Source organism: Mycobacterium sp. 1245852.3 (assembly GCF_001669335.1).
GTDB lineage: Bacteria > Actinomycetota > Actinomycetes > Mycobacteriales > Mycobacteriaceae > Mycobacterium > Mycobacterium europaeum_A.
In genome coordinates, this window is the sequence record NZ_LZLL01000288.1 from 1 (window position 1) to 25,108 (window position 25,108).

The window sequence follows — 25,108 nt, forward strand, 5'->3', positions numbered from 1 at the left end:
GAGCCAGGGTGTTTCACGACCATCCAGCAGCGGCTGCACCAACTGCTGGCGAACGACGGCGCCCGGCTCGATGCCGTGCTCTTGCGCCGCGCGCACCAACATCCCGGCGAGGGGCTTGCGGCACTCACAGCTGTTCGCCGCGTGCGGACAGTGGTAGACGGCATCGAGCCGGGCGCCGTCGTTCGCCAGCAGTTGGTGCAGCCGCTGCTGGATGGTCGTGAAACACCCTGGCTCGGCGGGCGATTCCGAGAGCCATCGCTGGTTGGTCACCAGCACCGTCCGCAGACCGGCGGCGTTCAGGGCGGCCACCGCCTTGGCCGCGCCCGGCAGCAGCACCAACTCGTCCGGCGATCGGATGTACTCGCCGTCGGCGGCCTTGACATTGATGGTGCCGTCCCGGTCCAGAAAGACGGTGCGCACGTTGTTCAGATCGGGTGCGGCCATCGTCGAAGTCAGGAGGGCCTGGGAAACAATGCCGCCTCGACCATTTCGCAGATGGAGTGGCCCAGGTGCAGGCATGCTTCCTGGATTCGCCCGGTGTCGTGGCTGGGCACCCGGATGCAGATCTCGGCGACGGCGGCCGCCTTGCCGCCGAGCGCGCCGGTGAGCGTGACGGTCGTCATCCCCGCCTGGCCGGCGACCTCGAGCGCACGAACGACGTTGGGCGAGTTGCCCGATGTCGTCAGGCCGACCACCACGTCGCCGGGACGCCCGGCGGCCAGGACCTGGCGGGCGAACACCTCGTCATAGGAGTAGTCGTTGCCGATCGCCGTCATGGCCGCGGTGGCGTCGGGAAGGCTGATCGCCGCGAGTCCGGGGCGGTCAAAAGCGAAGCGGCCCATGAGTTCCGCCGCCAGGTGTCCGGCATCTTGCGCAGAGCCGCCGTTGCCGAAGAAGATCACCTTGCCGCCGGCGCGCAGCGAGACGATGATCACCTGCGCCACTTCGACGGTCCGTGCGGCGAAGTCGCCCTGCTGCATTTGTTGCTTGACCGCGATGGTCTCGGCCAGCCGCCGCTGGACCAGCTCGACGCTCGGTGACACGACGTCCGACCCGGTCATGCCGACCATGTTGTCAATCCCTTGCTCTCAAAGGCGAATTCGGTGACGGTGGCCCCGGCCCCCTCGAGGGCCTCGATGAGACGGTGTTTCTTGGCGAAGTCGCAGAACAGCAAAATGTATCCCCCGCCGCCGGCGCCGGTGAGCTTGCCGCCCAGCGCGCCGTTCTTGAGCGCGAGATCGTAGAGGTCGTCGATGCGCTCGTTGGTGATGTAGGGCGACATCCGTTTCTTGTGGGTCCAGGCTTCGCCGAGCAGAGCACCGAAATCGTTGAGCTTTCCGGTCAGCAGCGCCGCCTTCATCGCCACCGCCAGGTCCTTCTGGGCCCGAAGGCCGGCCAGGGTGTCATCCGAACCCGTTGTGGCGCGCCGGGTTTGGTCCTCGATCACCCGCGCGGAGTCACGGGTGATGCCGGTATAGCACAGCAGCAGGCTCAGTTCGAGCTCGAAGGCGGTCTCGTCCCGGATCCGCAGGGGATTGACGATCACGCGGTCGGTGAACTCGATGAAGTTGAATCCGCCGAACGTCGCGGCGTACATGTCCTGCATGCCGCCCGCGATGCCCAGGTCTTCACGCTCGATGGCACACGCCAGTTGGGCGGTCTCGTATTCACCCATCGGGACCCGGTAATGCTCGGCCAGCAGGCCGGTCAGGGCGACCATCATCGTCGACGACGAACCCAGCCCGGAGCCGGGGGGTGCGCTGGAACGCAGCACCAGGTCGTAGCCGTCCGTGCCGTCGCGGCCGAATCTGCGCACCGCGGCCTTGATCAGATCGAGGCTGCCGTCGTAGAGGATTTCGCTGTCGAGCGTCATCTCGTGGGTGGTCTTGAAGTCCACCGATTCGATGCTGACCCGGCGGTCGGTGCGGGGCACCAGCGATCCCTGGGCGTAGCGGTCGATGGTCGCCGAAAGGACGCAGCCGCCTTCGGTCGTCGGGAACGGCGGCACGTCGGTGCCGCCTCCGGCGAACGAGATCCGCAGCGGCGCTCGTGCGCGAATTCGGGGACGCGTCACGGGGATTGGCCTTCGATTGGTTCACTCAACCAACCGGATAGCGATTTCCGAGAGGCCACGCCCGCCACGTGCTAATCCCATCATCCGGGGACAGTGAAGCGTCGCCAGCCTAACAGGCTGACCAGCGCGATCGGCGGGTTTTCAGGACTTCTTCCGACTGGGCTCCAGCACGAAATCGACGACGATCGCGGCGATGTCGTCGATCGCGCGGCGGGCGATGACTTCATAGCCGTGGGTGCTCAGCGTGGGCAGGCACAGCAGGCCGGCGCGCGCGGTCAGCCCGCTGGCCTTCGAGTGCGAGGCGTCGGATTCGAAGGCGCCCAGCGCGGCGGCCTGCGGTGACAGTTCGCGGTCGGTGGCGATTTTCAGAAGCCGGTCGGCGACGCTCTTGTCGTACACGCACAGCGCGTCGCTGTAGCCGATGATCGGGCCGCCCGTCACGCTGGTGGTGTATTCGCGTTCGGTGGGGCCGACCTCCAGCGCGAGGGTGAGGTCGCCGGGCAGGGTGGCGCTGGCGTAGGTGCCGCCCACCCCGCCGATCTCTTCGTTGGTGGTGAACACCAGGTAGACGTCGTCGGCGGGCCGTTGTTGGCGCTCGCGCAGCAGCCGCGCGGCCTTCAGCAGCGCGGTCACCGCGGCGCGGTCGTCGAGGAAATAGGCGCCGACGTAGTCGCCGATCTCGACCATCGATCTCTTGCTGCGGTCCATGCAGACTCGGGTGCCTGGGTGCACCCCGGCGGCAGTCAGCTCGTCGGCGGTGCGGCCGGTGAAAACGTAGACGTGATCCCAGTCCAGCGCGCGGTCGCCCTGGTCGGGCTTGGTCTCCCAGATCCGCGAGCTTTCCTGGGTGGTGTGCTCGGAGCCGAGAGTCAGTACGGCCGTGAGGGTTTCGTTGTCGCCGAGGACGGAGACCGGGCCCAGTCCGAAGTTTCCCGGGTACATGGTGCCCAGCTGCGTCAAATGCAGTGTGCCGTCGGGTTCTACGCGCTTGACGATCATGGACAGTTCGTCCATGTGCGCCATGACGCGTGTCGCGGTGCCGGGGATGGCCTCGGTGCGGTGGCGGTGGTTGGGTGCCCCACTGTCGGCGGCGGACGGATCGGCGGCAACGTATCCGATCAGGTTGCCGGCGTCGTCGGTCCACATGTCGTCGACCACCGGTTGCAGTTCACGGGCGATGACTTCGCGAACGGCGTCCTCCTGCCCGCACGGCCCGTAGGTCAACAACAGCTCTTGCAACAACTCGTCGGTGGAATCGCGGTCGCGATGCGCCATCAGATCCTCTCCATCGTGGGGTCAGAGGATCAGTACCCGCCCCGGCCTGCGACTACGCCGAAAGCCCGAATATGTCAGCTCAGCGCCACGCCCAGTTCCTGGGCGAACACCCTGATCATGTGTTGTACGGCGATTTCGTTGCGCCCGATGATCATGTGGTCGTGCTGGCCGTGCCGGACGCCCTCGCCGCATTGCGGCAGCATCGCGAAGTCCTCGTCGCGCACGGCCGCATGGACGCCCTCGAAGACCGCGTCGTACGCGGCCCTCATCTCGTCGTTGGTGGCCGGGATGCGGCCCATCCAACTGTGGCGGACCGTGCAGCGGGTCGGCTCACCGGCGGGCAACATGTCGATGATCTCCACGCCCACCGGGCTGTTGGCCAGGATGAGGTTCGGATACACCCAATAGATCACTCCCATGTTCGCCACCGGGTCCAGCGACGCCGTGGAATCGGTGTCGGCGTTGGTGATCCAGGTGAACGGGAAGCCGATCCGGTGATGCTTGCCGAACTCGTCGTAGACCATCGTGTTGGCCAGGGTGTTCTGCCCGATGAGGCTCTCGCCGTGCACGTACGGGAAGTGGTAGCCCTCGGCGAACGCCTCCAGGGCGCCCTTCCAGGACACGTCGGAGGTGAATTCGCGCTGGGTGTGATAGCCGTAGGCCGCGTAGTTCCACAGCTCCAGTTCGGCACCGAACTCGCCCAGGTGTGCGTCGAGGTCGATGGTCGCGTCGGCGGTCAGCACCGCCCAGATGAAGCCGTACCGCTCCTCGGAGGGCAGCTCCACCAGGCCGTAGTCCTTGGTGTCCATCGAGTCGAAGCCGGCCTTGCCCGGGACGGTTAACAATTCGCCGGTGTTGCGGTAGGTCCAGGCGTGATACGGGCAGACGAACCGCGAGGCGTTGCCCGAGCCGCAGGCCGGCATCGCGCCGCGGTGCCGGCAGTAGTTGAGCAACACGTGGCTGGCGCCGGTGCGATCGCGGGTGACCAGCAGCGAATCCCCCAGCACCGAGCGCACCACGTAGTCGTTTTTGTTCGGCACCTGCGCCGACGGGACGATGGCCAGCGGCACCCGGCGCAGAATCTGCGATTCCTCGATCTCGGTGATCTTGGGATCGCGGTAGTAGTGCAGCGGCACCCGCAGTTCGCGCTCGGCCAGGTCGGTCGTCTTGTCCAGGGCATGACGCAGGCCGCGCCGCGTCAGCGTCGCGTCGGTGCCGGGCACCGGTCGGTCGATCGTCGTCACCCTGGCCTCCTTCGGTCCAATACTTCGGACCATACAATCACTATCGTTTGTATTGTCAAGGCCCGGGGCCGGCGTGTGCGACGATCACGCAATGCGCCGGCATGGCTGGTCGGGTGACATCCCGGCCGACGACGACGAGGCCGTCGCGCGCATCCTGACGGCGACGCGGGCGGCCATCGACGCGCGCGGGACCGTGAGCGTTTCCGAGGTCGCCTCGACGCTCGGCGTGACGCGGCAGACGATCTACCGGTACTTCCCCACCCATGAGGCACTGATGGGCGCCACGGCGCTAGCGTCCGTCGACGGGTTCTTGGATCGCCTTGCGGCGCATCTGGGTTCGATCACCGATCCCACCGAAGCGGTGGTCGAGGGCATCGCCTACACGTTCGAGCAACTCGCGCATGACAAGTACCTGAGTTTGGTATTCCAGCCCGGCAAGGCCAGCGCGTTCACCGCGGGGGTCACCTCAGATCAGGCCATTTCGTTCGGCCGAACGATCCTGCAACGATTCGATGTCGATTGGGCCGCGGCGGGATTCGTCGAACGCAGGCTCGACGAACTGGTCGAGGTCATGCTGCGGATGCTGCAGTCATTGATCGTGGATCCCGGCCGGCCGACGCGCACCGGACCGGAGCTACGACGCTTTTTGACGGACTGGATCGCGCCGTCGGTGCGCGCGCATGCCGCCGTTGAGCGCTGATTACCGGCCCGTGAATTGCGATTCGCGTTTGGCGGCGAAGGCGGCCCGCCCTTCTTTTGGGTCAGCGGAGCGAACCACCTCGAACGCTGAACCGACAGGAAGCCCGCTTGACGGTGCGGTCCGGCAGGGAATGAGGGGGTGGGGGTGGCCCCTGTCGTGTTTACTCGCCGCCTTGCAACCCAGCGCCCACTCTTGCTCTGGAGAACTTTGCGTCCGTAGTCCGTCGCAGTAGATCCGACAGCCCTCGCCATCTATCAACGCGCCCAACCGCATTAGCTCCGACGTTCACGCTCCGCCAGAACGGTAGGCGATTACAAACACCCATGTTGACTCGTTCGCATCAAGTAGGTCAGGGGTTCGATTCCCCTTAGCCCCATAGCGTTGGTCACCTCAGGGCGATTGGCCCCAAGCTCAGGGATGCAGGTTCCACTGACCGCAATCCTCGGCAAGGACGTCGTTGACGTCCACTTCGAGTCCCCCCACCACCGGGCCCGGATTCGACGCCGTGCTCACCACGCGTTGGTAGAGAACCGCGGTGGGCTCGATGCGCCCGTGGGACCAGGACCGCGTTTGCCACGCCCACCGGTGGCCGGGGGTCCGTGAATTTCCGATGACGCCGTCGTCGGCGGCCCACTTGCAGACATCGCTACCGCCATAGACTCCGGTGCGCTGTACTCCCAGCACCGAATTGATTCCGCGAAACCATTTGAGCGCCAAATTGGTCCAGGTGTCGCGGTTTATGTCCTCGTCGACGCTGAAGAAAATCGGGGCACTCTGACCGCCGCCAGCCGCGGAATGCAGCGCCCAGGCGGTGCGCGCATCGGAGACGCCGCCCTCGAACCCGCGCCTGAAGTCCGATGGCGCCGTCCCGCCCGGCTTGCCGTACTGGTAATTGCTGACGATCATCAGCCCGGCAGCGGTCAGCTGCTCGGCGTAACGCCGGGTGATCGGTTTGGCGCCCATGGACGAGCCGGGACGCGATAGCGACACGTAATTGATGACACCGGAGTAGCCGGCAGCTCGAATCTGCTCCGCTGGAACTTGGCGCATGGCGAAGTCGATCAATCTGGGAGTGGCGGCAGCCGTCGCAGGAACGGTGACATTTGCCGATGCCGCATATAGCCCTGGCAGCACAGACATGGCGATGGCGTAACGGAATACGTCGCGCCGGTGCATGGTGCGTGATCGCGGGAGGCGCACATTTCCCGACAATTCCTGCATCGCGTGATGTTAAATTTGTGGACTTTGCTAGTAGAAGTGACGTGAAGTATTCGATATCAAATCGGTCTTTACGGTTCACCGACCTGAGTCAACGGCTGAAGCGGTGACGACGGTTAGAACTTCACCGCGAGGTTTTGGTGGGCCAGCCTACGAACCCCCCAGAAATAGGTGACGAATGGCATGGTGCACCACAACAGGTTCAGGACTACGAACTTGATCCACATCTCGACTGGGCTGGTCATGCTTTGCAGGTTGTTGGCTATCTCTACCCCGAAGTAGACCGCTGGCAGCGTCACCTCGACGATCATCCCGCCCATGATGAAAGAGAGTTGGGTGTTGGTAAACCGCTTGCCGTTGCGGAAGAACTGGACCATCGCATACGCCTCGAAGAGTCCGATGAAGAAGGCGACCCACTCAAGGACGACGATGAGCGGGTCGCCGTTGAGGTAGCGGGCGTCGCCGCCGAGCAGGATGGGCGACCACATGTACGTCCAGAGCGCGCCGTGGTGGACGCCGGTCTTGATCTGGTCGAAGAACAAAAGCCACGGTAGTTCCCAGATGAATCGTGGGATCAGGGCAATAAAGACCCAGACGATGACCATTGCACTGAGCCGTTCCGCCTTGGTGCGGTCACGTTGGCCGGGAAGCGGTAGCCACGGCAGCGCGAGTGCGGTCACAAAACAGCCCACGACGAAGGCGACCAGCGTGGTCGACGCGACGACGTGGGAAACCCCGGCATGAAATTCGAGGTACCAGAACACAACGTGGATGACGAAGAAGAACGCAAGAACGCCGAACAGCGACTTTTGCAGTGACGAGAGTCCGGGCTTCGCCGAGGAAACCTGCCGGTCGTCGGCACTGATCGTCTCAGTCATGGAGTTGGCTTTCAGCGGGAACGGTTAGCTGCATGCCAAAAGCATGGCACGCGCCATGTTTTTGTAGCAAGGGTCGCTAAGCGGTAAACGCGAGAGCGAGCGCCCGCTGTGCTGACGACCCGGCAACTTCGACGAGTGCCTTAAGCTAATTTTGATGAAGCAACCCGGTGAGCAGGGCGGATTGCGGCTGTGACGGCGAGCAGACGCACCGCTCCGCGTCGCCCGGTCGCTGGTCGACAACAGCGCGGCGACCGGACCCGAGAACTGCTGATCGACGAGACGGTTCGCTGCGTTCGCGAAGAAGGCTTCTCCGCAGCTAGTGCTCGGCACATCATTGAACGCGCCGGCGTGAGTTGGGGCGTCATTCAGCATCACTTCGGGGATCGCGACGGCCTGTTGACAGCGGTCATAGATGATGCCGTTGACCGCCTCGTCGCCTCACTTGAGGTGCTGGCCGATCCTGACCGGGCAATGGACACCGAACACTTGGTGCGGGCAACGTGGGACGCATTCGCCAACCCAAAGGCCATGGCAGGCTTGGAGATTCTTATTGCGGCCAAGGACCTGCGCGGCAGTCTTGGTGGACAACAGATGCAACGTCTCGGTGCGGCCCTGGCGGCGTTGGTCGCCCGCCTGAACACCGTGGCCGACCGTGAACATGCCATCGCTTTAGGCATGCTGCTGTGGACAACACCGGTAGCGATGATGCTCGCCGAAATGTTCGCCACGCCTCCGCTAACCACCAAAGATGCCCAGAAGGCAATGGTCAAACTGCTCGAAGAACTTGGCTAAGCCATTGGTTCCGGCGACCACTCGGCGGAAGATGAGCTTCGTCGCCGCGTCGGCTAGCCGCTGCAACCCCTCACATTTCTGGTGTGCCGAGACCGCTACCGGCGGCACGTTCCAGCCGCGATGCCGGCTAACAGCACTCAAGCCGTTACCTGGCCAAACGTTGTGGAGCTAAGGGGAATCGAACCCCTGACCTACTCGATGCGAACGAGTCGCGCTGGACGTTTCCGAGCAGGTCGACGTCGGCGGTGGGCTGTCGGCGCAGGTCAGCGGCGTTGGTTGCATTGATGATTTGCAGCGCCGGATAGCTCTGCCAGGGACCGTACAGGGACCGGCCCGAGAACCGGCCGACCCCTAGCAAACGCGCTGGTTCATCACAACGGGAGCAGCGATAGGACGTTGCCGACGAAGCCGACGACCAGGCCGCTGAGCAGCAGACCGACAGCGATCCAGCGACGACGGTCGCTGATGTCGTTCTGGGCGCGTACCCACGCGACCAATGTCTCACGTTGTCGGGCCTGCGCTGGCCCTACCTGCCACACGGCTAGGCGGGTGACTTCCGCGATGGCTGGTGTCGGAGCGTGGGCAGCGCGCGCGGCATGGGCTTCGGCCAGCCGATCGGCGTTGTCCAGACCGTCGTTGAAGGCCCGCATATTGGCTCGGCTGGTCAGAACGTCTCGGATCACCAGGTACGCACCGGCCATCTGAAACGCGGAAGCAAGCGCGTAGAGAACCAACGCGGCGATCTTCATCGAGCTGACGTTATCGACGCTCGCCCGGGTGATAGGAGGCGGCGCGCCGCAGACTCAATCATCGTCCGAGGAGGGCAAGAGACTACCGAGAGGGTGCGCCGATTCAACTATGGCGGTGGCGATCTCGACAGCTGTGTGCGCTTCCTCCATGGTCACTTCGTGCCAACCGTGACCCGCCCGACCGCGCCCATGACTTGCGGTATTGCGTAGGTCGATCAAGTCGGCTCGTGTTCGCTCGGGTAGGAGGCCAGGCCGGAGCAACTTTAGGACCTCTTGCTTTGCGACAAGGTTGTTGAACCTCGCAAAGGCGCTCTTCACCGCTGAATCGGAGACGTGCGCGTCGTCGAGATACTTGTCGATCAAGGTCGTCATCGCCAACTCTGCGGCGGTTCCGGCATCGAGTACAGCCCGCCGACTCTGACCCGCCCGCAACAGTGACCGCGCATCGCGGATGAGCAGCCACTCGGCTGGAGGCGACTGGTTTCCGGCAGCTGCTACACACGTTTGCAGGTCGCTCAATCGCAGCTTGCTTTGCGGAACCCCCTGATTAGGCGCCGCGAAGTATCGCCATTGCACACCCGCCCGATGTCCACTCTGATCGGTCGTCCATGTGAACAGCGGGTAGGCCCGAGTGATGCCGCCGGGATCTCCGCCAAGACCCACGAAGTCTTGCCCGGTCATGATGCCCACCCACGATGTGAACCGCGTCCACCAATCGTCGAGCTCGCCCAAGAAACCTTCGGCAGCAGCTTCGTATTCCTGACCATCAGACGCGGTGAGCGTCGTGTAGAAGCGGCAACGGTAAACGACGGCGGTGTCCCTCGCGGTCTCCGGATACACCTTTTTGGCTAGTCCGTCGTCAAGTATCCCGCCCCAGACGGGGCTAATGTGTTCTTCTTCCAAGCGCTCATCGTCGGTCCGTGGGCCGTGGGCCCATTCAGGCGGGATCAAGTCCCATTTCGGTATCGCGGGCTCACCCAGGCGCTGCCGAATCTCCGGGGGGAACAGATCCGGTCTGTTATCGACCTGCGGCAAACCGATGATGAGTTCATAGCTTGCGGTGCGTGACGAGAAGATGCGGCCCAAACAGCCTGGCGTCACATACAGGCCTGAACCGCCAACGACAAAGTGCCCCTCCAGTGGCAGCGCTGTAGCTCCGTTATCATTCGCCACTCCTTCATCATTCCAAAGCGAGGAGGTGGTACGGGTGCGCGTCCGGTTAGCGGCAAGATGAAGCCCGTGCCTGACATCGTCGACGCCAACACCGGAACCTACGTCGACCTTCTGACGGTCGTGTATCACTCGGTCGACCATCCGACCAAGCCTCCGCAGGCAACGGTCGTGCTCGTCGTCGACGGCGGGTTGCGGCTTGATCGCGATGAACTTCGCAGTCAAATCGAGCGGCTGCATTACAGCCAAGATGAGCAAGGTCGTCCGCAGCACCAGCCATTCGTACTGAACGATGCATACCACCACGTCAGCTGGGGAGCCGACGCAGCGACTCTTGCGGTGGTGGTTTTTGCGGCGTCTGCGGCGGTCCAGGGCATCGTCGGTAGTGCGTCGTACGACGGACTGAGGAAAGTCGGTGAGCAACTCAGATCGGGGCGCGGAAGCGCCAAGCGACCTCAGCAGCTCGACGATCAGGAGGCGATACGTCGAGCCAAGCAGATTGCTGCGGCCGCGTTCAAAGACATCGACTCGTCCGGGTTCACGGTGCTTTCCGTGTCGGTCGTCGATAATTCCGCGACGGTAGTCATGCGCTATGAGGATGGATCCACCTTTACTGTCCAGCCCTCAATGCTCGATACCGGAGGCGGCGCTATTGGTCCGGTTGTCCGCTCATATCCGGAGGTTAGGTAGGGACGGATGACGTTTGACCCAACAGTCTGCGGCACCTACGCAGCATGGACAGGGGCGTTACTCACCGGCGTATCGGTCGCGCTGGGTGTCGGCTACTACATTTTTGACCGCCGTCGTGAGCGCAAAGCCCAAGCAGCGTCCGTTGTTTCGTGGCTACACCCTCACGAGCACGGACCACCGCTGATCAAGATGCTTAATCTGTCTGACAAACCGATCTTTGAGTGCGGTTGCGGCATAACGGCAAAATCCAGAGGAAAGATCGCAGAGAAGGCAAAAGCGGGCTGGAAGAAGTCAAGCCACTTTCCCTGGCCAGAGGGCAACAAGTTTTCCCATCACGAGCAGCACATACTAGTCGACTATCACAGTGGTGACGTATCCCTCGGCGTTGGCGAATCAACCGAATTTCAGCCGAAACTTGAGTATGACTCGGTGGTCTACGACTTCTTCGCCTTCTTCCGCGACGCGTCTGGCAAGTATTGGATACGTGATGTCGAGAGGCAGAAGTTCGTCGGTTACTGGCGAATGAGAAGACGAATTGGGAAGATCGGTAGCGACTCTGATCGCAGTCGCACTCGCTGGACGCTTCCCGGCGCAGGTCGGTGCCGTGAGACTTAAATTCTCGTTTACTTTGAACGTGAATAGCGCAGCGCCTCCAACCCGCTGTGAACAGGGACTTCGGGCCTAATCGCGAAGAATTTTGTTCACATTGTCGCAGGGGTAGATTTCACCTTCCTGGCGGCTCCGGCGCGCGCCACCGGGTTCAACTTTTGACCGCCCCACCCAGCTAGCCGCGGCCGGGACAGCCCCGCGATCGGAAAGCCCCTGCCTCAGGGCACCCCCGGCCGGGTCAGCCAAACGGATGGAATAGGTTAGGTTGGGTTGACGTGACTACTCCTTTGCCTCAAAGACCAAACATGATCGCGTGGCGTGTCGGACCCGCCGACCAGCCGACCGCGATTCCGGGCCACCCGATGTATGTCGCGCCGCTAGAAGACCAAGAGGTGGCTGAATTCAACGGCGCAAAGTGGCAGGTAGCGCGAAAGGTCAAAGGCGTCCGCTTCGGCGTCGATGAAGCCGGTTTTAGGCACAACACCATAGAGTTCGCTGATGGCACACCCGACCTAAAGATGCCGAAAGGCAGCCAGGTCGTGTGGCTCACGTTTCTGTAGGCTTGTTCCTGGACGGGCGCTTGAGATTTGCTCGAAACGTCGAAGGTCAGTCGCCCTGCGTCCGCAACCACTTTTGGCCAGCCGCCAACGCCGCCCGCTGCGACTGGTGCGTATCCGGTGCGGTGTGAACAGCACCCCACGGTGCCCGCCACGTCCAGCGCCACCGGCCGTTGCCGGTCGGGGTGGCCACTCACCCACTGTCATCGACCATGAGCGTTACGGCGACGTGAGGTTGACGATGGCGAACGACCGCGGCCGCAGGATGCCGATGCCCACCAGCGACTCGGCGCGCACCTGAACTGCGTTCGACTGGAAGAGACTGTCCGAGAACGCATTTACGAGCAGCGTCATCCCCAGTGCACAAAGAGCTTCAGCCCTGGGACCAGTTCGCCAGGATTGCTGTGCCCTGCGGCACCGGCGGGCTGACCACTCGCGGGCGTGTTGGTCCGAAAATGTTGTCGGCGAGCGTCGCCTGGCCCACGAGGCCGGTCTGCTCGTGGATCACCTACGCCGACCTGTTCGACGACGACCTTGACGCGGTGGCGGTCAACCTGGATGCGCCGATTGCTGCTGCCAGGGACCGTACAGGGACCGAGCCGAAATCTGGGACCGCTGGGCTACGCCCGAAATCGCGCTGACCAGCGCCAAACGTTGTGGAGCTAAGGGGAATCGAACCCCTGACCTACTCGATGCGAACGAGTCGCGCTACCAACTGCGCCATAGCCCCTGATCGCTAAGCAGGCTACCAGTCGCGGCACCAACTACCGAACTGCCAGCACTACTCGCCGACGGCGCGCGGCAAGTCCCTGGGCCAACCGAAGGTCCGCATGGCCATCGCGTAGTCCAGGTGCTCGAACACGGGGTCCTCGTCGTCGATCTCCAGAACCACCGCGCCCGGGCGCCGCAGCCGCGACGGGACGACGTCGTAGCCGCGGTCGTAAGCGTTCTCCACGCCGAGCCGCGCCCGCGCCATCCGCTTCATCCTCCGGTGGCGCACCTTCTCCTCGATGCGCGTCTGGCGCCGCAGGTACCCCAGGTACAGCAGGGTGATCGCGGTGGCGGTGCCGCACAACCACCAGGCGCTCGGCGAGATCTTGAAGGCCGCGGTGGCCGAGCCGACCAGGACGACCGCCATCACCATCAGGACCTTCTTGCGGAAGGCGTACTTGCGGGCGCTGACGGCGGCGGCGGTCTTGTTGTCGAACCGGCGCCGCCGCGAGGCGTTGCGCGGCAGCGGTGCCGGCGCGTCGGAGTCGTCGGGCTCGTCGCTCTCGGCGGCGGGCTCCAGGCCGGACGAGTCCTCGACGTACTCGTAGCCGTCCTCGTCGGCATCGTCGGTTTTGGCGACGGCCTCGGTGTCGACCTCGCCGTCTTCGACGGGCTCGGTGTCGGCGATCTCCGCCTCGCCGGCAGACTCGCTGGCCCCTACCGGAAGGACGTGGGAATCCTCGACGACGTCGACGTCGAGGTAGTCGGGCTCGGAGGGCTCGCCTGCCTCGGCGACGGCCATTCTCATCACCACCGGGCGCCGGCGGCTCAGCTCGTCGGTCTCGGGGTCGTCGTCGGATTCGTGGTCGTCATCGTCGGCGAGGTCGTGTTCGTCGTCGAGGTCGGTCGAGTCTTGCGGCGGCGTCCAGTTCGGATCGCTGCGGTGACCGGCGGCCGGGCCGCTGCGCTTGACCAGCCGGGAGTTGCCCCCGCCGTTGAGCACCCGGGTCGCCAGGGCCACGTCGCTGGTGCGCCGCACCGCGTCGCGTTTGCTGACGAGCATCGGCACCAAGACAAACAGCCATAGCACCACGAGCGATATCCACAACAATGACTGCGGGATGCTTGGCATGATGACCTGCTCTCTTCGGTGTCCATCCCCCGCGAAGCCACTGGTGGCCAACGCGGCCCGGTCGTACGACCAGGACAATTACACACCTGTAATTTGCCTCTCACAAGCACCATGAGTCACTCGTGTCGCGCTAGTCCCAGAATGGCAACGATTCGGACTCCCGGCGAGCCGCCGCGAAAGCGGACGACGAAAGCCGGATGACCTAGCGAGAGCCGGTCACACCCAGCTGGCGTTTCCGGCGCGGACCAGCGTCGAGGCCACCGATCCGCTGACCTCTTCGACGGTGATGGCCATCAGCAGGTGATCACGCCACGCCTTGTCGACCTCCAGATAGCGCTGCAACAGGCCCTCCTGGCGGAATCCCACTTTTGCCAGCACGGCCCGGCTGGCGGCGTTTTCCGGACGCACGGTGGCCTCCACCCGATGCAGCATGACCGGGCCGAAGCAGTGGTCGAGGCCCAGCGCCAGCGCCGCGGTGGCCACGCCGCCTCCGGTGGCCGACCGCGGCACCCAGTAGCCGATCCACGCTGACCGCAACGCGCCGTGGGTGACGTTGCCGATGGTCAGCTGGCCGCAGAACCGGCCGTCGAGTTCGATGACGTAGGGCAGCATGCGGCCCTGCCGCGCCTCGGCGCGCAGCCCGGAACACAGCGCCGGCCAGGCGGCCACCGCGTGCCGGGCCGTCCAGTCGCCCTCGGAGCTGGGCTCCCACGGTTCCAGGTGCGCACGATCGGTCAGCCGGATGCGGCTCCACTGCGCGCCGTCGCGCAGCCGCACCGCCCGCAACCGGACGATGCCGGCCGGAACCCGAAGCGGCCCAACGCTCATGGGCCATCCTGGATGGCGGGAATTGGAGCGCAACAGGTTCACCGTGCGTGCAGTCGTTTCGCTCAGCCGCGCTGGGCCAGGAAGGCGACGTCGACGATCTCGCCGGTACGAATCTGCTCGGCGCCGCTGGGCACCACCACCAGACAGTTCGCTTCGGCGAGGGTGGCCAGCAGGTGCGACGAGGCGCCGGGCGCGCCGCCGAGCGCCTGCACCAGATACTCCCCGCTCTCCTGGTCGCGCATCAGCTGCCCGCGCAAGAAACCCTTGCGCCCGGCCACCGACGTAATGGGCGACAGCGTGCGCGCCTGCACGATCCGGCGCATCGGCTGACGCTTGCCCAGCGACAGCCGGATCAGCGGACGGACCATCACCTCGAACACCACCAGCGCGCTCACCGGGTTGGCCGGCAACAGGAACGTCGGGACGCCCTCCCGGCCCAGCTGCCCGAAACCCTGGATGGAGCCCGGATGCATGGCCACCCGCACGACCTCGATCTCGCCGAGCTCGGACAGCACCCGCCGCACCGCCTCGGCCGCGGCGCCCCCGACCGCGCCGGCGATCACGATCACCTCGGCGCGATTGATCTGGCCCTCGACGATCTCGCGGAGCTCGCGGGGGCCGCCGCCGACGATGCCGACGCGGTTGACCTCCGCACCGGCGTCGCGGGCCGCAGCCGCCAGCGCATAGGAGTTGACGTCATAGACCTGCCCGTTGCCCGGGGTGCGCGAGATGTCGACCAGCTCGCCACCCAGCGCCATGATCGTCACCCGCGGCCGCGGGTGGACCAGCACCCGTTCGCGGCCGACCGCGGCCAGCAGCCCGACCTGCGCCGCACCGATGACCGTCCCGGAGCGCACCGCGACGTCGCCGGGCTGGACGTCGTCGCCGGCGCGGCGCACGTAGGCGCCCGACGGGGCGCCCCGCAGGATCCGCACCCGCTGCGTCCCGCCGTCGGTCCACCGCAACGGCAGCACCGCGTCGGCCAACGTGGGCAGCGGGGCCCCGGTTTGCACGCGCACGGCCTGGCGCGGCTGCAGCCGGCTGGGGGTGCGCGAGCCGGCCTCGACGGTGCCCATCACCGGCAGCACCAGGCCCTCGCGGCGGTCGTTCTCGCCGGAGTCATCGAACGGCTCGGGAAGGCTGTCGCTGCCCACCTCGCCCACGCCGAGGACGTCCACGCTGCGCACCGCATAGCCGTCGATCGCGGCCTGATCGAAGCCGGGCATCGGGCGCTCGGTGACCACTTCCTCGGCGCACATCAGTCCCTGTGCCTCGGCGATCGCCACACGTATCGGTCGCGGGGCCACCGCGGCCGCGGTGATCCGGGCCTGCTGCTCTTCCACCGAACGCACAGCGCGCCTCTCTGCCCTCAACCCGGCGGGCGCCGCCGGTAGGCGACCCGCTCACTGCGCGGGCGGGTCATCCCCGCCCGGGACCGCTACGCGTTCACCGGCCCGCCGTCGTCCGCCAGCCGGGTCACCGCCGGGCTACTGCTCGGCCAGGCCCAATCGCGCCACCAACCACTGCCGCAAATCCGGGCCGTAGTCGTCACGATCCAATGCAAAGTCAACCGCAGCCTTGAGGTAGCCGCCAGGATTTCCCAAGTCGTGTCGAGATCCGCGATGCACGACCACGTGCACCGGATGGCCCTCCGCTATCAGCAACGCGATGCCGTCGGTGAGCTGTACCTCGCCGCCCGCCCCACGCTCGATGCGGCGCAACGCATCGAAGATGGCCCGGTCGAGCACGTAGCGACCGGCCGCGGCGAACAGCGACGGGGCGTCCTGCGCCCTCGGCTTCTCGACCATGCCGTTGACCCTGAGCACGTCCGGGTTGTCGTCGTCGGGGATCGGCTCGACGTCGAAAACCCCGTAGGCGCTGACCTCTTCGGGCGTTACCTCGATGGCACACAACACCGTGCCGCCGTAGTGCGCCCGCACCTTCGACATCGTCCCGAGCACACCGGTGGGCAGCACCAGGTCGTCGGGCAGCAGCACCGCCACGGCGTCCTCGTCGTCGGCCAGCCGCGACTCGACGCAGCCGATCGCGTGCCCCAGGCCCAGCGGCTCGCTCTGCACCACGGACTCGACCTTGATCAGCTGCGGGGCGCGCCGGACCTTGTCCAGCATCGCGGTCTTGCCGCGCTCCTCCAGCGTGCTCTCCAGCACCAGGTCCTCGACGAAGTGCGCGACGACGCCGTCCTTGCCCTCCGAGGTGATGATCACCAGGCGCTCGGCACCGGCCTCGGCCGCCTCGGCGGCAACCAGCTCGATGCCCGGCGTATCGACGACCGGCAACAGCTCCTTGGGGACCGTTTTGGTCGCCGGCAAGAAGCGCGTCCCGAGACCGGCGGCGGGCACGACCGCAGTGCGTGGCACCACCACGTTTGGGCTTGACATTGTTCACACGATAACCCGCATCCACTATGCCGAGTCGATGTGGCGCGGGGAAACACCTGGCTGTCATCGTTGAGCCATGGCGACCGCCAGCAAAGCCGCACTGCGTGACCAGCTGCTTGCCGCCCGGCGCCGGGTTGCCGACGACGTTCGCGCCGCCGAGGCCCAGCACCTGTGCGAGCGGCTGGAAGCCTCCGAAAGCATTGTGACCAGCGGCAGCACCGTGTGCGCCTACGTTCCGGTGGGCACCGAGCCGGGCTCGGCCGCGATGCTGGACGCGTTGCTGCGGCGCACCGGGCGGGTGCTGCTGCCGGTCGCGCGCACCACCGCGGACAACACGCCCACGCCGTTGTCCTGGGGCGAATACCGGCCCGGCACGCTGACCACCGGGCGCTGGGGATTGCTGGAACCGCCGCAACCGTGGCTGCCGCCGTCGGCCCTGGCCGAAGCCGCGGTGGTGCTGGTCCCGGCGCTGGCGGTGGACCGCCGCGGGGTGCGGCTGGGGCGGGGCCGGGGTTTCTACGACCGCTCGCTGGGCGGGCGCGACCCGCAGGCGCGGCTGATCGCGGTCGTCCGCGACGCCGAACTGCTCGACGAGCTACCGGCCGATCCGCACGACGTCCCCATGACCCATGCGCTCACGCCCCGGCAGGGATTGGTCGAGCTCGTCGGGCGCTGACATGTCGGGAATGAGACATGTCACGTGGCGGTTCTAGCACTTGAGACGCTAGAGTGCTAACCAGGTTTGCAATCACCCGGAGGTTTTCGTGCCGACTTACAGCTATCAGTGCACCGAGTGCGACGATCGCTTCGACATCGTGCAGGCCTTCACCGACGACGCGCTGACCACCTGCAAACGCTGCTCCGGGCGGCTGCGCAAGCGCTTCAACTCCGTCGGCGTGGTGTTCAAGGGCAGCGGCTTCTACCGCACCGACAGCCGCGAGTCCGGCAAGAAGTCGCCGAGTTCGACCAACGGCTCCTCGTCGAGTGATTCCGGGTCGAGCTCCTCGAGCTCCAGCGAAAAGTCCGGCTCCAGCTCCAGTGAGAAGTCCAGCTCGAGCGACAAGTCGAGCAGCTCCGCGACTTCCGCCGCCGCCGCGACCAACTGACGGTTATCCACACCGGCGATGCCGGCGGGCGGCCTGTCCACCGGGTTGCGCCTACCGTTGCGGCGTGGGCGAATCATCGCTGAACCCAAGCCCTTTGAGTCGGCTGTCGCTATGGCTGCGCCCGGACTGGACTCGTACCGTGCTGGCGCGCCGCGTCGCCGCGGGCGGGCTCGTCGTGCTGGCCGGAATCGCCACGCTGCGGTCCAACCCCGCCGATGACTATGCGCAGGTGGTGGTCGCCGACCACGACCTACGGCCCGGCGCCGCGCTGACCCCCGCCGACGTTCGGCTCGAAAAGCGTTTGGCCGCAACGGTTCCCGACGGGGCACGAGCCGACCTGGATACGGTGGTGGGGTCGACGCTGGCCGGCCCGGCGCGCCGCGGTGAGGTGCTCACCGACGTCCGGCTGCTGGGCAGCCGGTTGGCGGAGGCCGCCATCGGGTCGAAGGCGGGCCCGGATGCCCGCATCGTGCCGCTGCATCTGGCGGACGGCGCCCTGATCGACCTGGTGCGGGTAGGCGACGTGGTCGACGTGCTGGCGGCGCCGGCCAGCGGTGCGCCGGACAATTCGCACGCGGCCCCGAAGGTGGTGGCCACCGACGCCGTGGTGGTGCTGGTATCGGCCAAAGAAAAGGCTCAGGCCGCCGATAGCGACCGCGTAGTGTTGGTTGCGCTGCCGGCTCGTGTGGCGAACACGGTGGCAGGGTCGGCGCTGGGCCAGACCGTGACGCTCACCCTGCACTGAGTGCCTGGCCGTTGTTCGTCTGCTGGCCGACGGCAAACTCTGTCCAGTCCCAGAAAGGCCATCCCAATGCTCAAAGGGTTCAAGGAGTTTCTCTCGCGGGGCAACATCATCGACCTGTCCACCGCGGTCGTCATCGGTACTGCTTTCACCGCCCTGGTCACCACATTCACCGACAGCATCATCAAGCCGTTGATCAACCGCATCGGCGTCAACCAGAAGTCCGATATCGGCATCCTGCGCATCAGCATCGGCGGCGGTCAGACCATTGACCTGAACAACGTGCTGTCAGCCGCCATCAACTTCGTGATCATCGCCGCGGTGGTGTACTTCCTGGTCGTGTTGCCCTACACGACGCTGCGCAAGCGGGGCGAGGTCGAGCCGGCCGACGACGCGCAGGTCGTGCTGCTCAAGGAGATCCGGGACCTACTCGCGCAGACCAACGGCGATTCGTCGGGCAAGCACGGCAGTGTGGCCACCACGCCCCCACCGGAGTACGGACCCCGCGCGGAAGCCGAATCGAAATAGCCCGCCAATTCGGGGCTTGGCCCGCGAGCCGGGTTTAAATCTCCAGGCTCGACAACTGCCCGATGATCTGGGCCGCCAAGGGATTCAGCGTCGCCATCCCGTCGCGCACCGCATAGCGGGACCCGGCCAGGTTGACCACCAGCGTGCTGCCGGACACCCCGGCCAGACCGCGGGACAAGCCGGCGTCGATGATCCCCGCCGACAGCCCCGAGCCGCGGATGGCCTCGGCGATGCCGAGGATTTCGCGATCCAGGATCTCGCGGGTGGCCTCCGGGGTGACGTCGCGCGGGGTGACGCCCGTGCCGCCAACCGAGACCACCAGGTCCACCCCGCCGATCACCGCGGTATTCAGCGCGTTGCGGATCTCGATCTCGTCCGCGGCGACCGCGACCACACCGTCGACGACGAAGCCCGCCTCCGTCAGCAGCTCGGTCACCAGCGGACCGCTATGGTCCTCGTCCCCGTGCGCGGTGCGATCGTCGACCACCACAACCAGAGCCCGGCCAACTACCAATTCCGCACCCGTTTCCATGGGTGCAACCGTATATCCGAGCTCAGACAATCCCGTCGCCGAGGGTTCGTCCACTCTCACTACTGATCCGCCTTCCCGAGGGTGACCGGCACGGTGCGGCTGCCGCCACCGGCGGCATCCTGGAATGTCAGCGTTATCTTGTCGCCGGGTGCTTTGGACCGTACGGCCGCGACCAGCGCGTCGGCGCTGTTGATCGGCCGGTCGTCGACCTTGGTGACGACGACATTCTTGGGGACGCCGGCCGATGCAGCCGCACCACCCGCGACGACGTCGACCACCTTGGCGCCGGGGGTGCCCTTGTCGTTGGTCACCTGCACGCCAAGCGAGGCGTGTGACGCCTTGCCGGTGGCGATCAGTTCGTCGGCGATGCGCTTGGCCTGGTCGACCGGGATCGCGAAGCCCAGACCGATCGACCCGCTCTGGGCGTCCGGCGAGTCGGCGCCCAGGGTGGCGATGGCCGAGTTGACGCCCACCAGTTGGCCGTTCATGTTGACCAGCGCGCCCCCGGAGTTACCGGGGTTGATCGCGGCGTCGGTCTGGATCGCGTCCAGCACGGTGTTCTGGTTGCCCGACTCACCGGTGGTGGACACCGGCCGGTTCAGCGCGCTGACGATGCCGGTGGTCACGGTGCCCGACAGGCCCAGCGGCGAGCCGATCGCGACGACGGGCTGGCCGACGCGCAGGTCCGACGAGGAGCCCAGCGAGATGGGCGTGAGCCCGGACATGCCCTGCACGCGTATGACGGCGATGTCGCTGGTGGGGTCGGCGCCGACCACCGTGAATGGTGCGGTGCGACCGTCAGAGAAGGTCACCGTGGTCTTCGCCGTCGGCGCGCCGGCACCGCCGCCGCCCGGGCCGCCCGGTCCGCCCGGCGGGCTCGGCGGCACGGGGGCCCCAGGCGGAGCTCCCGGCGGGGCGGCGGGACCCTTGGGCGGTCCCGCCGCGGCGGCGATCACGTGGTTGTTGGTCAGGATGAGCCCGTCGGTGGACAGGATGATGCCCGAGCCCTCCTCGGACTGTCGCCCGATGTCGGTCTCGAGCATGACGACGCTGGGCACCACCTTGGAGGCGACTCCCTCGACGCTGCCCGGTGGCATGTTGGCGGCCGGGACGCTGGGCGCCGCCCCGATGACCCGGCCGCCGCCGTTCCCCGTGGTGTGGGTGCCGAGCTCGACCGCCGTCGCGGCGGCACCGCCGATCCCGGCCGACACCACCGCGATGGCCAACGCACCGACCACCAATAGTCCTGTGCGAGAACGCTTTTGGGGTTCCGGCGGGCCGGGCATCCCGGGCAGCATGCCGGGAATCGGGCCGCTGCCGGTGCCGCCCGGAATCGGGCCCACCCCGGTTCCGCCGGGAATCCGGCCCGGACCGGTGTTGCTGAAGGGCTCGTAAGGTGGACGGAACTGCGCCGTCGGCGACGATGAGGGCTGCGACCGATAGCGCCAGTCGTACTGCTGGTTGTACGGCTGCTGGTGTCCCGGGGCATAGCCGGAGGACCCCGCATGGCTCGGGACGGGCGCAGGCTGATTCGGCGCGGGCGGGTATCCCGGCTGCTGCGGCGGTGGCGAATACCTCGGGTCATTCGTCATGTCGCTAAGTCGCTCTTCCTCTATCTCAGTGTTTCGGCAAGTCGACGGCTGGTTCAACAGTAGCCGCAGACCTACCTTGCCCGCGCGGACTGAGAGTCCACTGAGATTACGTTCGCCGATTCCCGAGAGTTCGCCTGGTCGCCACCCGGCGCCGTGGCGTGGTCGGCCGCGGCGTCTACCTGGTCGGTCTGCGGCTCGCCGGCGGCGGTGGAGTACGTCGAGGCGGGCATGGGCCGGCCGGGCAGCAGCACATAGAAGGAGGTACCCGGGGGTTGGCCGCCCGGAACGGTGTCCTCGACGCGTAGCAGTCCGCCGTGGTTGAGCACGACCTTCTTGACGATCGCCAGCCCGAGGCCGGAGCCGGGCATCGCCCGCGCCGTCGTCGACCGGTAGAACCGTTCGAACACCAGCCGGCGCTCCTGCGGCGGAATGCCGGGGCCGTGATCGGCGATCACCAGCTCCGCGTGCGACGGATCGAGCTGGCGCATGGTGACACCGACATGGCCCCCGGGCGGGCTCCACTTGGCGGCGTTGTCCAGCAGGTTCAGCACGGCACGCGACAGCCCGGCGGCGTCGCCGTACATCTGCCAGGGTGTGACGTCGACGTCGAAGTGAATGTCGTTGCGCCGCCGCCTGACTCGCTCCAGGCTGCGATCGACCACCTCGGCCATGTCGACGGGCTCGTGCACCACCTGGCCGGCGTCGTCGCGGGTCAGATCCACCAAATCGCCTACCAGCGTTGACAATTCCTCGATCTGCGCGACGACATCGGCGCGCAGATCCACCATCTCCTGCTCGGGCAGGCGCGGCGCTCCCGGCTCCATCGACGCCATCAGCAACTCGACGTTGGTGCGCAGGGAGGTCAGCGGGGTGCGCAATTCGTGGCCGGCGTCGGTGACCAGCCGAGCCTGCCGCTCCCGGGACTCGGCGAGTGCGCGCAGCATCAGGTTGAACGACTCGGTGAGCCTGGCCAATTCGTCGCTGCCGAACACGGGGATGGGCCTGAGGTCATCGGTACGTGCCACCCGCTCGGCCGCCTCGGTCAGGCGTGCCACCGGGCGCAGCCCGGCCCGGGTGACCATGCCGCCCGCCACGGCCGCGACCGCCACCCCGACCCCGCCGACGATCAGCAGCACCCAGCGCAGCCTGTTCATCACCGCTTCGGTGGGCTTGAGGCTCTTGGAGATCAGCAGCGACGTGCCGTTCTGCAGGTGCACGGCCAGGATCCGTTGGTCACCGGCGGTGCGCCGCGACATGAACAGATCGCCGTGGATGACCGCCTTCTCCGGCGCGCCGACCGGCAGGGTCTGGCCCGGCTGCTGGGCGGTGTAGATCGCGTGCCCCGGGTTCACCAGCATCGCGTTGACGTCGGAGTAGGCGGTGCCCTCGATGGCTTTGCCCGGGTCGGCGGCCAGCGAGCCGCTGGCGATCAACAGCTGTGCGCGGCTCTGCAGTTGGTTGTCGATGTCGCTGTACAGCGCGGCGGAGATCACGGCGTAGACGGCGAAGGCCATCAGCACCACCACCATGGCCACCATCGACATCGCCAGCAGCATCACCCGCCACCGCAGCGACAACGACGGTGTCGCGCGCAACGGCGGGCGCAGCGGCGGACGCTGGGGCCGGGGGAACCGGATCATCGGTGGACCCGCATCGTCACGGTGGCGTCTCCCGCAGGACGTATCCAACCCCGCGCACGGTGTGGATCAGCCGCGGCTCACCGTCGGCTTCGGTCTTGCGCCGCAGGTAACCGACGTAGACCTCCAGCGCGTTGCCCGAAGTGGGAAAGTCGAATCCCCACACCTCTTCGAGGATGCGGCTGCGGGTCAGCACCCGGCGCGGATTGGCGATCAGCATCTCCAGCAGCGCGAACTCGGTGCGGGTCAGGCTGATTCGGCGCAGGCCGCGGGTGACCTCGCGGGTCACCGGGTCCAGCATCAGGTCGGAGAACGTCATCGCCACGGATTCGGCGTCGTCCTCCGGCTTGGTCCGGCGCAGCAGTGCACGCATCCGGGCTAGCAGTTCTTCCAGGGCGAACGGCTTCGGCAGATAGTCATCGGCGCCGGCGTCGAGCCCGGCGACCCGCTCGGACACCGAATCGCGGGCGGTGAGCACGAGGATGGGGAGATCGTCACCGGTGCTGCGGAGCTGACGGCACACCTCGAGGCCGTCCAGGCGCGGCATCATCACATCGAGGACGAGCGCGTCGGGACGATCGCTGGCGATCAATTCGAGGGCCTCGACCCCGTCATGGGCCAGCTCGACGGAGTAGCCGTTGAAGGATAAGGACCGACGCAGCGATTCGCGCACAGCGCGATCGTCGTCGACGACCAGTATTCGCACGACCCCTAGTTTCGTCCCACCGCCTGAGACGGACCTGAGAGGCGCGCCGGGCGGGGGCTAGCGGCGGTCACAAGCGCGGCGAAGCCGGGCGCCGTGGGCCGCCGCCATTCGCACTAGCGGCGGTCGAGGTCGATCAGACCGAGGCGGGCCGCCTTGAGCAGCCGCCGGGGCACCTTGTGACGCTGACCTGCGACCGTGACACCGACGAGTTCGGTCTTCTCGGCCTTCCACTGCGCGCGCCGGCTACGGGTGTTCGCGCGCGACATTCTGCGCTTGGGTACGGCCATGGTCGGGCCTAACTCCTCGTGTTGCTTCGGTAATTCGACGTGGGACTTGCAGTTCGGCATGTCGCGCGGCGTGGCTGGTGAGCCGAACGGGCGACGATCGCACATCAGGATAGTCGCTGGTCCGCTTGTGGCCAAAATGCACGCCCGCCCGCCGAGTGGCCGCCCGCTGGGCGCGCCAGGGCGGGCGCCTCCAAAGTGGGATCCTTGACGTGACACCGACGGCACCCGCTAACCTACCGGTTGGTTGGTAGGTCCGACCGGTGAATCCCCGAATGGAGGACAGGCATGGCCTCTGCTTCCGGCGCCGCTGGCGCCCTGGGCAGCTCCGGCGCCGTCCGGATTGCGAACTGCTCGGGCTTCTACGGCGACCGGCTGTCGGCCATGCGCGAGATGCTCACCGGCGGCGAAGTCGACTACCTGACCGGCGACTACCTCGCCGAACTCACCATGCTGATCCTGGGCCGCGACCGGATGAAGCATCCCGAGCGCGGCTACGCCAAGACCTTTCTGACCCAGCTCGAGGACTGCCTGGGCGAGGCCCGCGACCGGGGGGTCCGCATCGTCGCCAACGCCGGCGGCCTCAATCCATCCGGGCTGGCCGACGCGATACGCGCGCTGGCGCAGCGGCTGGGCATCGACGCGCGGGTCGCCCACGTGGAGGGTGACGACCTGTTGTCACGTGCCGCCGACCTCGGCCTGGGCAGTCCGTTGACGGCGAACGCCTACCTGGGCGCCTGGGGCATAGTCGACTGCCTGATCGACGGCGCCGACGTCGTCGTCACGGGCCGCGTCACCGACGCCTCGGTGATCGTCGGGGCGGCCGCTGCGCACTTCGGGTGGGGCCGCACCGACTACGACGCGCTCGCCGGCGCGGTGGTCGCGGGCCATGTTATCGAGTGCGGGGTCCAGGCCACCGGCGGTAACTACTCGTTCTTCACCGAGGTTCCCGAGG

The 25,108-nt window shown here is 66.5% G+C and carries 29 protein-coding genes and 1 tRNA gene; 10 read left to right on the forward strand and 20 right to left on the reverse strand.

Features of this window, described 5'->3' with window-relative positions; translation table 11 throughout:
• From A9W96_RS12805 to A9W96_RS12825, 5 genes are all read right to left on the reverse strand, one after another.
• A partial coding sequence (locus A9W96_RS12805; RefSeq protein WP_067140185.1) for an HAD-IIIA family hydrolase occupies window positions 1-444 on the reverse strand: 444 nt, incomplete at its 3' end.
• 8 nt (window positions 445-452) lie between these two features.
• On the reverse strand, window positions 453-1,070 hold the full coding sequence (locus A9W96_RS12810) for an SIS domain-containing protein (protein ID WP_197499504.1): 618 nt from the start codon (window positions 1,068-1,070) through the stop codon (window positions 453-455).
• Window positions 1,058-2,074, reverse strand: coding sequence for a GHMP kinase (locus tag A9W96_RS12815; protein ID WP_066871909.1), 1,017 nt, complete (start codon window positions 2,072-2,074; stop codon window positions 1,058-1,060). The genes A9W96_RS12810 and A9W96_RS12815 overlap by 13 nt, the downstream gene beginning before the upstream one ends.
• Window positions 2,075-2,215: 141 nt before the next feature.
• The gene (locus A9W96_RS12820; RefSeq protein ID WP_066877811.1) at window positions 2,216-3,349 is read right to left on the reverse strand and encodes a M42 family metallopeptidase; all 1,134 of its coding nucleotides are present in this window, start codon (window positions 3,347-3,349) and stop codon (window positions 2,216-2,218) included.
• A gap of 74 nt (window positions 3,350-3,423) precedes the next feature.
• A complete protein-coding gene (locus A9W96_RS12825) occupies window positions 3,424-4,626 on the reverse strand; it encodes an aromatic ring-hydroxylating dioxygenase subunit alpha (RefSeq protein ID WP_067140188.1) in 1,203 nt (400 codons plus the stop codon).
• 58 nt (window positions 4,627-4,684) lie between these two features.
• Between A9W96_RS12825 and A9W96_RS12830 the strand changes: the two genes are divergently transcribed.
• Complete coding sequence (locus A9W96_RS12830; protein ID WP_067140225.1) at window positions 4,685-5,293, forward strand: TetR/AcrR family transcriptional regulator; 609 nt, start codon at window positions 4,685-4,687, stop codon at window positions 5,291-5,293.
• A gap of 411 nt (window positions 5,294-5,704) precedes the next feature.
• Here the strand turns inward: A9W96_RS12830 and A9W96_RS12835 are convergent, their stop codons facing one another.
• Window positions 5,705-6,514, reverse strand: coding sequence for a DUF1906 domain-containing protein (locus A9W96_RS12835; protein WP_067140191.1), 810 nt, complete (start codon window positions 6,512-6,514; stop codon window positions 5,705-5,707).
• Window positions 6,515-6,627: 113 nt separating this feature from the next.
• Window positions 6,628-7,389, reverse strand: coding sequence for a hypothetical protein (locus A9W96_RS12840; RefSeq protein WP_066871922.1), 762 nt, complete (start codon window positions 7,387-7,389; stop codon window positions 6,628-6,630).
• Between the two features lie 189 nt (window positions 7,390-7,578).
• Between A9W96_RS12840 and A9W96_RS12845 the strand changes: the two genes are divergently transcribed.
• Window positions 7,579-8,181 carry a TetR/AcrR family transcriptional regulator gene (locus tag A9W96_RS12845; protein ID WP_067140194.1) on the forward strand — a complete coding sequence of 201 codons (603 nt, stop codon included), beginning with the start codon at window positions 7,579-7,581 and terminating at the stop codon, window positions 8,179-8,181.
• Between the two features lie 371 nt (window positions 8,182-8,552).
• On the opposite strand, the gene A9W96_RS12850 is transcribed toward A9W96_RS12845, so the two are convergent.
• On the reverse strand, window positions 8,553-8,930 hold the full coding sequence (locus tag A9W96_RS12850) for a hypothetical protein (RefSeq protein WP_067140196.1): 378 nt from the start codon (window positions 8,928-8,930) through the stop codon (window positions 8,553-8,555).
• 54 nt (window positions 8,931-8,984) lie between these two features.
• Complete coding sequence (locus A9W96_RS12855) at window positions 8,985-10,103, reverse strand: hypothetical protein (protein WP_156765220.1); 1,119 nt, start codon at window positions 10,101-10,103, stop codon at window positions 8,985-8,987.
• 66 nt (window positions 10,104-10,169) lie between these two features.
• Here A9W96_RS12855 and A9W96_RS12860 point away from each other — a divergent pair, with 66 nt between their 5' ends.
• From A9W96_RS12860 to A9W96_RS12865, 3 genes are all read left to right on the forward strand, one after another.
• Window positions 10,170-10,790, forward strand: a complete 621-nt coding sequence (locus A9W96_RS12860; RefSeq protein WP_156765221.1) for a hypothetical protein — start codon at window positions 10,170-10,172, stop codon at window positions 10,788-10,790.
• 6 nt (window positions 10,791-10,796) lie between these two features.
• On the forward strand, window positions 10,797-11,405 hold the full coding sequence (locus A9W96_RS31440) for a hypothetical protein (protein WP_156765222.1): 609 nt from the start codon (window positions 10,797-10,799) through the stop codon (window positions 11,403-11,405).
• A 269-nt stretch (window positions 11,406-11,674) separates the two neighbouring features.
• Window positions 11,675-11,959 (forward strand): hypothetical protein, encoded by a 285-nt coding sequence (locus tag A9W96_RS12865; RefSeq protein WP_156765223.1) that lies wholly within the window; start codon window positions 11,675-11,677, stop codon window positions 11,957-11,959.
• A 216-nt stretch (window positions 11,960-12,175) separates the two neighbouring features.
• Here the strand turns inward: A9W96_RS12865 and A9W96_RS33040 are convergent, their stop codons facing one another.
• The 6 genes from A9W96_RS33040 to A9W96_RS12890 all read right to left on the reverse strand — a co-directional run bounded on the left by A9W96_RS33040 (window position 12,176) and on the right by A9W96_RS12890 (window position 17,026).
• Entirely contained in the window at window positions 12,176-12,310 is a 135-nt protein-coding gene (locus A9W96_RS33040; RefSeq protein ID WP_255362960.1) for a hypothetical protein, read from the reverse strand.
• A 303-nt stretch (window positions 12,311-12,613) separates the two neighbouring features.
• Window positions 12,614-12,686 (reverse strand) — tRNA-Ala (locus A9W96_RS12870).
• 51 nt (window positions 12,687-12,737) lie between these two features.
• The gene (gene glpR / locus A9W96_RS12875; RefSeq protein WP_066871927.1) at window positions 12,738-13,799 is read right to left on the reverse strand and encodes a gephyrin-like molybdotransferase receptor GlpR; all 1,062 of its coding nucleotides are present in this window, start codon (window positions 13,797-13,799) and stop codon (window positions 12,738-12,740) included.
• 216 nt (window positions 13,800-14,015) lie between these two features.
• Complete coding sequence (locus A9W96_RS12880) at window positions 14,016-14,669, reverse strand: GNAT family N-acetyltransferase (protein WP_197499505.1); 654 nt, start codon at window positions 14,667-14,669, stop codon at window positions 14,016-14,018.
• A gap of 20 nt (window positions 14,670-14,689) precedes the next feature.
• The gene (gene glp / locus A9W96_RS12885; protein WP_066871932.1) at window positions 14,690-15,979 is read right to left on the reverse strand and encodes a gephyrin-like molybdotransferase Glp; all 1,290 of its coding nucleotides are present in this window, start codon (window positions 15,977-15,979) and stop codon (window positions 14,690-14,692) included.
• 135 nt (window positions 15,980-16,114) lie between these two features.
• Window positions 16,115-17,026 (reverse strand): UTP--glucose-1-phosphate uridylyltransferase, encoded by a 912-nt coding sequence (locus tag A9W96_RS12890; protein ID WP_066877816.1) that lies wholly within the window; start codon window positions 17,024-17,026, stop codon window positions 16,115-16,117.
• A 76-nt stretch (window positions 17,027-17,102) separates the two neighbouring features.
• Here A9W96_RS12890 and A9W96_RS12895 point away from each other — a divergent pair, with 76 nt between their 5' ends.
• The 4 genes from A9W96_RS12895 to mscL all read left to right on the forward strand — a co-directional run bounded on the left by A9W96_RS12895 (window position 17,103) and on the right by mscL (window position 19,402).
• Window positions 17,103-17,702, forward strand: coding sequence for a 5-formyltetrahydrofolate cyclo-ligase (locus tag A9W96_RS12895; RefSeq protein WP_067140213.1), 600 nt, complete (start codon window positions 17,103-17,105; stop codon window positions 17,700-17,702).
• Between the two features lie 88 nt (window positions 17,703-17,790).
• Window positions 17,791-18,132 carry an FmdB family zinc ribbon protein gene (locus A9W96_RS30405; protein ID WP_082972217.1) on the forward strand — a complete coding sequence of 114 codons (342 nt, stop codon included), beginning with the start codon at window positions 17,791-17,793 and terminating at the stop codon, window positions 18,130-18,132.
• Window positions 18,133-18,196: 64 nt separating this feature from the next.
• Window positions 18,197-18,877: an SAF domain-containing protein gene (locus tag A9W96_RS12905; RefSeq protein WP_067140216.1), complete on the forward strand. Its 681-nt coding sequence runs from the start codon at window positions 18,197-18,199 to the stop codon at window positions 18,875-18,877.
• A 66-nt stretch (window positions 18,878-18,943) separates the two neighbouring features.
• Entirely contained in the window at window positions 18,944-19,402 is a 459-nt protein-coding gene (gene mscL / locus A9W96_RS12910; RefSeq protein WP_066871946.1) for a large-conductance mechanosensitive channel protein MscL, read from the forward strand.
• A gap of 34 nt (window positions 19,403-19,436) precedes the next feature.
• Here mscL and A9W96_RS12915 read toward each other — a convergent pair whose 3' ends face one another.
• The 5 genes from A9W96_RS12915 to rpmF form a co-directional block, all read right to left on the reverse strand.
• The gene (locus tag A9W96_RS12915) at window positions 19,437-19,934 is read right to left on the reverse strand and encodes a molybdenum cofactor biosynthesis protein B (RefSeq protein WP_044487196.1); all 498 of its coding nucleotides are present in this window, start codon (window positions 19,932-19,934) and stop codon (window positions 19,437-19,439) included.
• A 59-nt stretch (window positions 19,935-19,993) separates the two neighbouring features.
• Window positions 19,994-21,526: a S1C family serine protease gene (locus A9W96_RS12920; protein WP_066871949.1), complete on the reverse strand. Its 1,533-nt coding sequence runs from the start codon at window positions 21,524-21,526 to the stop codon at window positions 19,994-19,996.
• 71 nt (window positions 21,527-21,597) lie between these two features.
• Window positions 21,598-23,166 (reverse strand): HAMP domain-containing sensor histidine kinase, encoded by a 1,569-nt coding sequence (locus tag A9W96_RS12925; RefSeq protein WP_066871953.1) that lies wholly within the window; start codon window positions 23,164-23,166, stop codon window positions 21,598-21,600.
• Window positions 23,167-23,182: 16 nt separating this feature from the next.
• Window positions 23,183-23,869 (reverse strand): two-component system response regulator MprA, encoded by a 687-nt coding sequence (mprA, locus tag A9W96_RS12930; RefSeq protein WP_067140219.1) that lies wholly within the window; start codon window positions 23,867-23,869, stop codon window positions 23,183-23,185.
• Window positions 23,870-23,982: 113 nt separating this feature from the next.
• Window positions 23,983-24,156: a 50S ribosomal protein L32 gene (rpmF, locus tag A9W96_RS12935; protein WP_003872812.1), complete on the reverse strand. Its 174-nt coding sequence runs from the start codon at window positions 24,154-24,156 to the stop codon at window positions 23,983-23,985.
• A 285-nt stretch (window positions 24,157-24,441) separates the two neighbouring features.
• Here rpmF and A9W96_RS12940 point away from each other — a divergent pair.
• A partial coding sequence (locus A9W96_RS12940; protein ID WP_156765224.1) for an acyclic terpene utilization AtuA family protein occupies window positions 24,442-25,108 on the forward strand: 667 nt, incomplete at its 3' end.

What these genes read in the sequence shown, in the direction of transcription:
- A9W96_RS12810 (WP_197499504.1), bottom strand. Translation starts at nt 1,070, where the DNA reads ATGGTCGGCATGACCGGGTCGGACGTCGTGTCACCGAGCGTCGAGCTG.
- A9W96_RS12820 (WP_066877811.1), bottom strand. Translation starts at nt 3,349, where the DNA reads ATGGCGCATCGCGACCGCGATTCCACCGACGAGTTGTTGCAAGAGCTG.
- A9W96_RS12825 (WP_067140188.1), bottom strand. Translation starts at nt 4,626, where the DNA reads ATGGTCCGAAGTATTGGACCGAAGGAGGCCAGGGTGACGACGATCGAC.
- A9W96_RS12830 (WP_067140225.1), top strand. Translation starts at nt 4,685, where the DNA reads ATGCGCCGGCATGGCTGGTCGGGTGACATCCCGGCCGACGACGACGAG.
- A9W96_RS12835 (WP_067140191.1), bottom strand. Translation starts at nt 6,514, where the DNA reads ATGCAGGAATTGTCGGGAAATGTGCGCCTCCCGCGATCACGCACCATG.
- A9W96_RS12840 (WP_066871922.1), bottom strand. Translation starts at nt 7,389, where the DNA reads ATGACTGAGACGATCAGTGCCGACGACCGGCAGGTTTCCTCGGCGAAG.
- A9W96_RS12850 (WP_067140196.1), bottom strand. Translation starts at nt 8,930, where the DNA reads ATGAAGATCGCCGCGTTGGTTCTCTACGCGCTTGCTTCCGCGTTTCAG.
- A9W96_RS31440 (WP_156765222.1), top strand. Translation starts at nt 10,797, where the DNA reads ATGACGTTTGACCCAACAGTCTGCGGCACCTACGCAGCATGGACAGGG.
- A9W96_RS33040 (WP_255362960.1), bottom strand. Translation starts at nt 12,310, where the DNA reads ATGACGCTGCTCGTAAATGCGTTCTCGGACAGTCTCTTCCAGTCGAAC.
- glpR (WP_066871927.1), bottom strand. Translation starts at nt 13,799, where the DNA reads ATGCCAAGCATCCCGCAGTCATTGTTGTGGATATCGCTCGTGGTGCTA.
- A9W96_RS12890 (WP_066877816.1), bottom strand. Translation starts at nt 17,026, where the DNA reads ATGTCAAGCCCAAACGTGGTGGTGCCACGCACTGCGGTCGTGCCCGCC.
- A9W96_RS12895 (WP_067140213.1), top strand. Translation starts at nt 17,103, where the DNA reads ATGGCGACCGCCAGCAAAGCCGCACTGCGTGACCAGCTGCTTGCCGCC.
- mscL (WP_066871946.1), top strand. Translation starts at nt 18,944, where the DNA reads ATGCTCAAAGGGTTCAAGGAGTTTCTCTCGCGGGGCAACATCATCGAC.
- A9W96_RS12915 (WP_044487196.1), bottom strand. Translation starts at nt 19,934, where the DNA reads ATGGAAACGGGTGCGGAATTGGTAGTTGGCCGGGCTCTGGTTGTGGTG.
- A9W96_RS12920 (WP_066871949.1), bottom strand. Translation starts at nt 21,526, where the DNA reads ATGACGAATGACCCGAGGTATTCGCCACCGCCGCAGCAGCCGGGATAC.
- A9W96_RS12925 (WP_066871953.1), bottom strand. Translation starts at nt 23,166, where the DNA reads ATGATCCGGTTCCCCCGGCCCCAGCGTCCGCCGCTGCGCCCGCCGTTG.
- rpmF (WP_003872812.1), bottom strand. Translation starts at nt 24,156, where the DNA reads ATGGCCGTACCCAAGCGCAGAATGTCGCGCGCGAACACCCGTAGCCGG.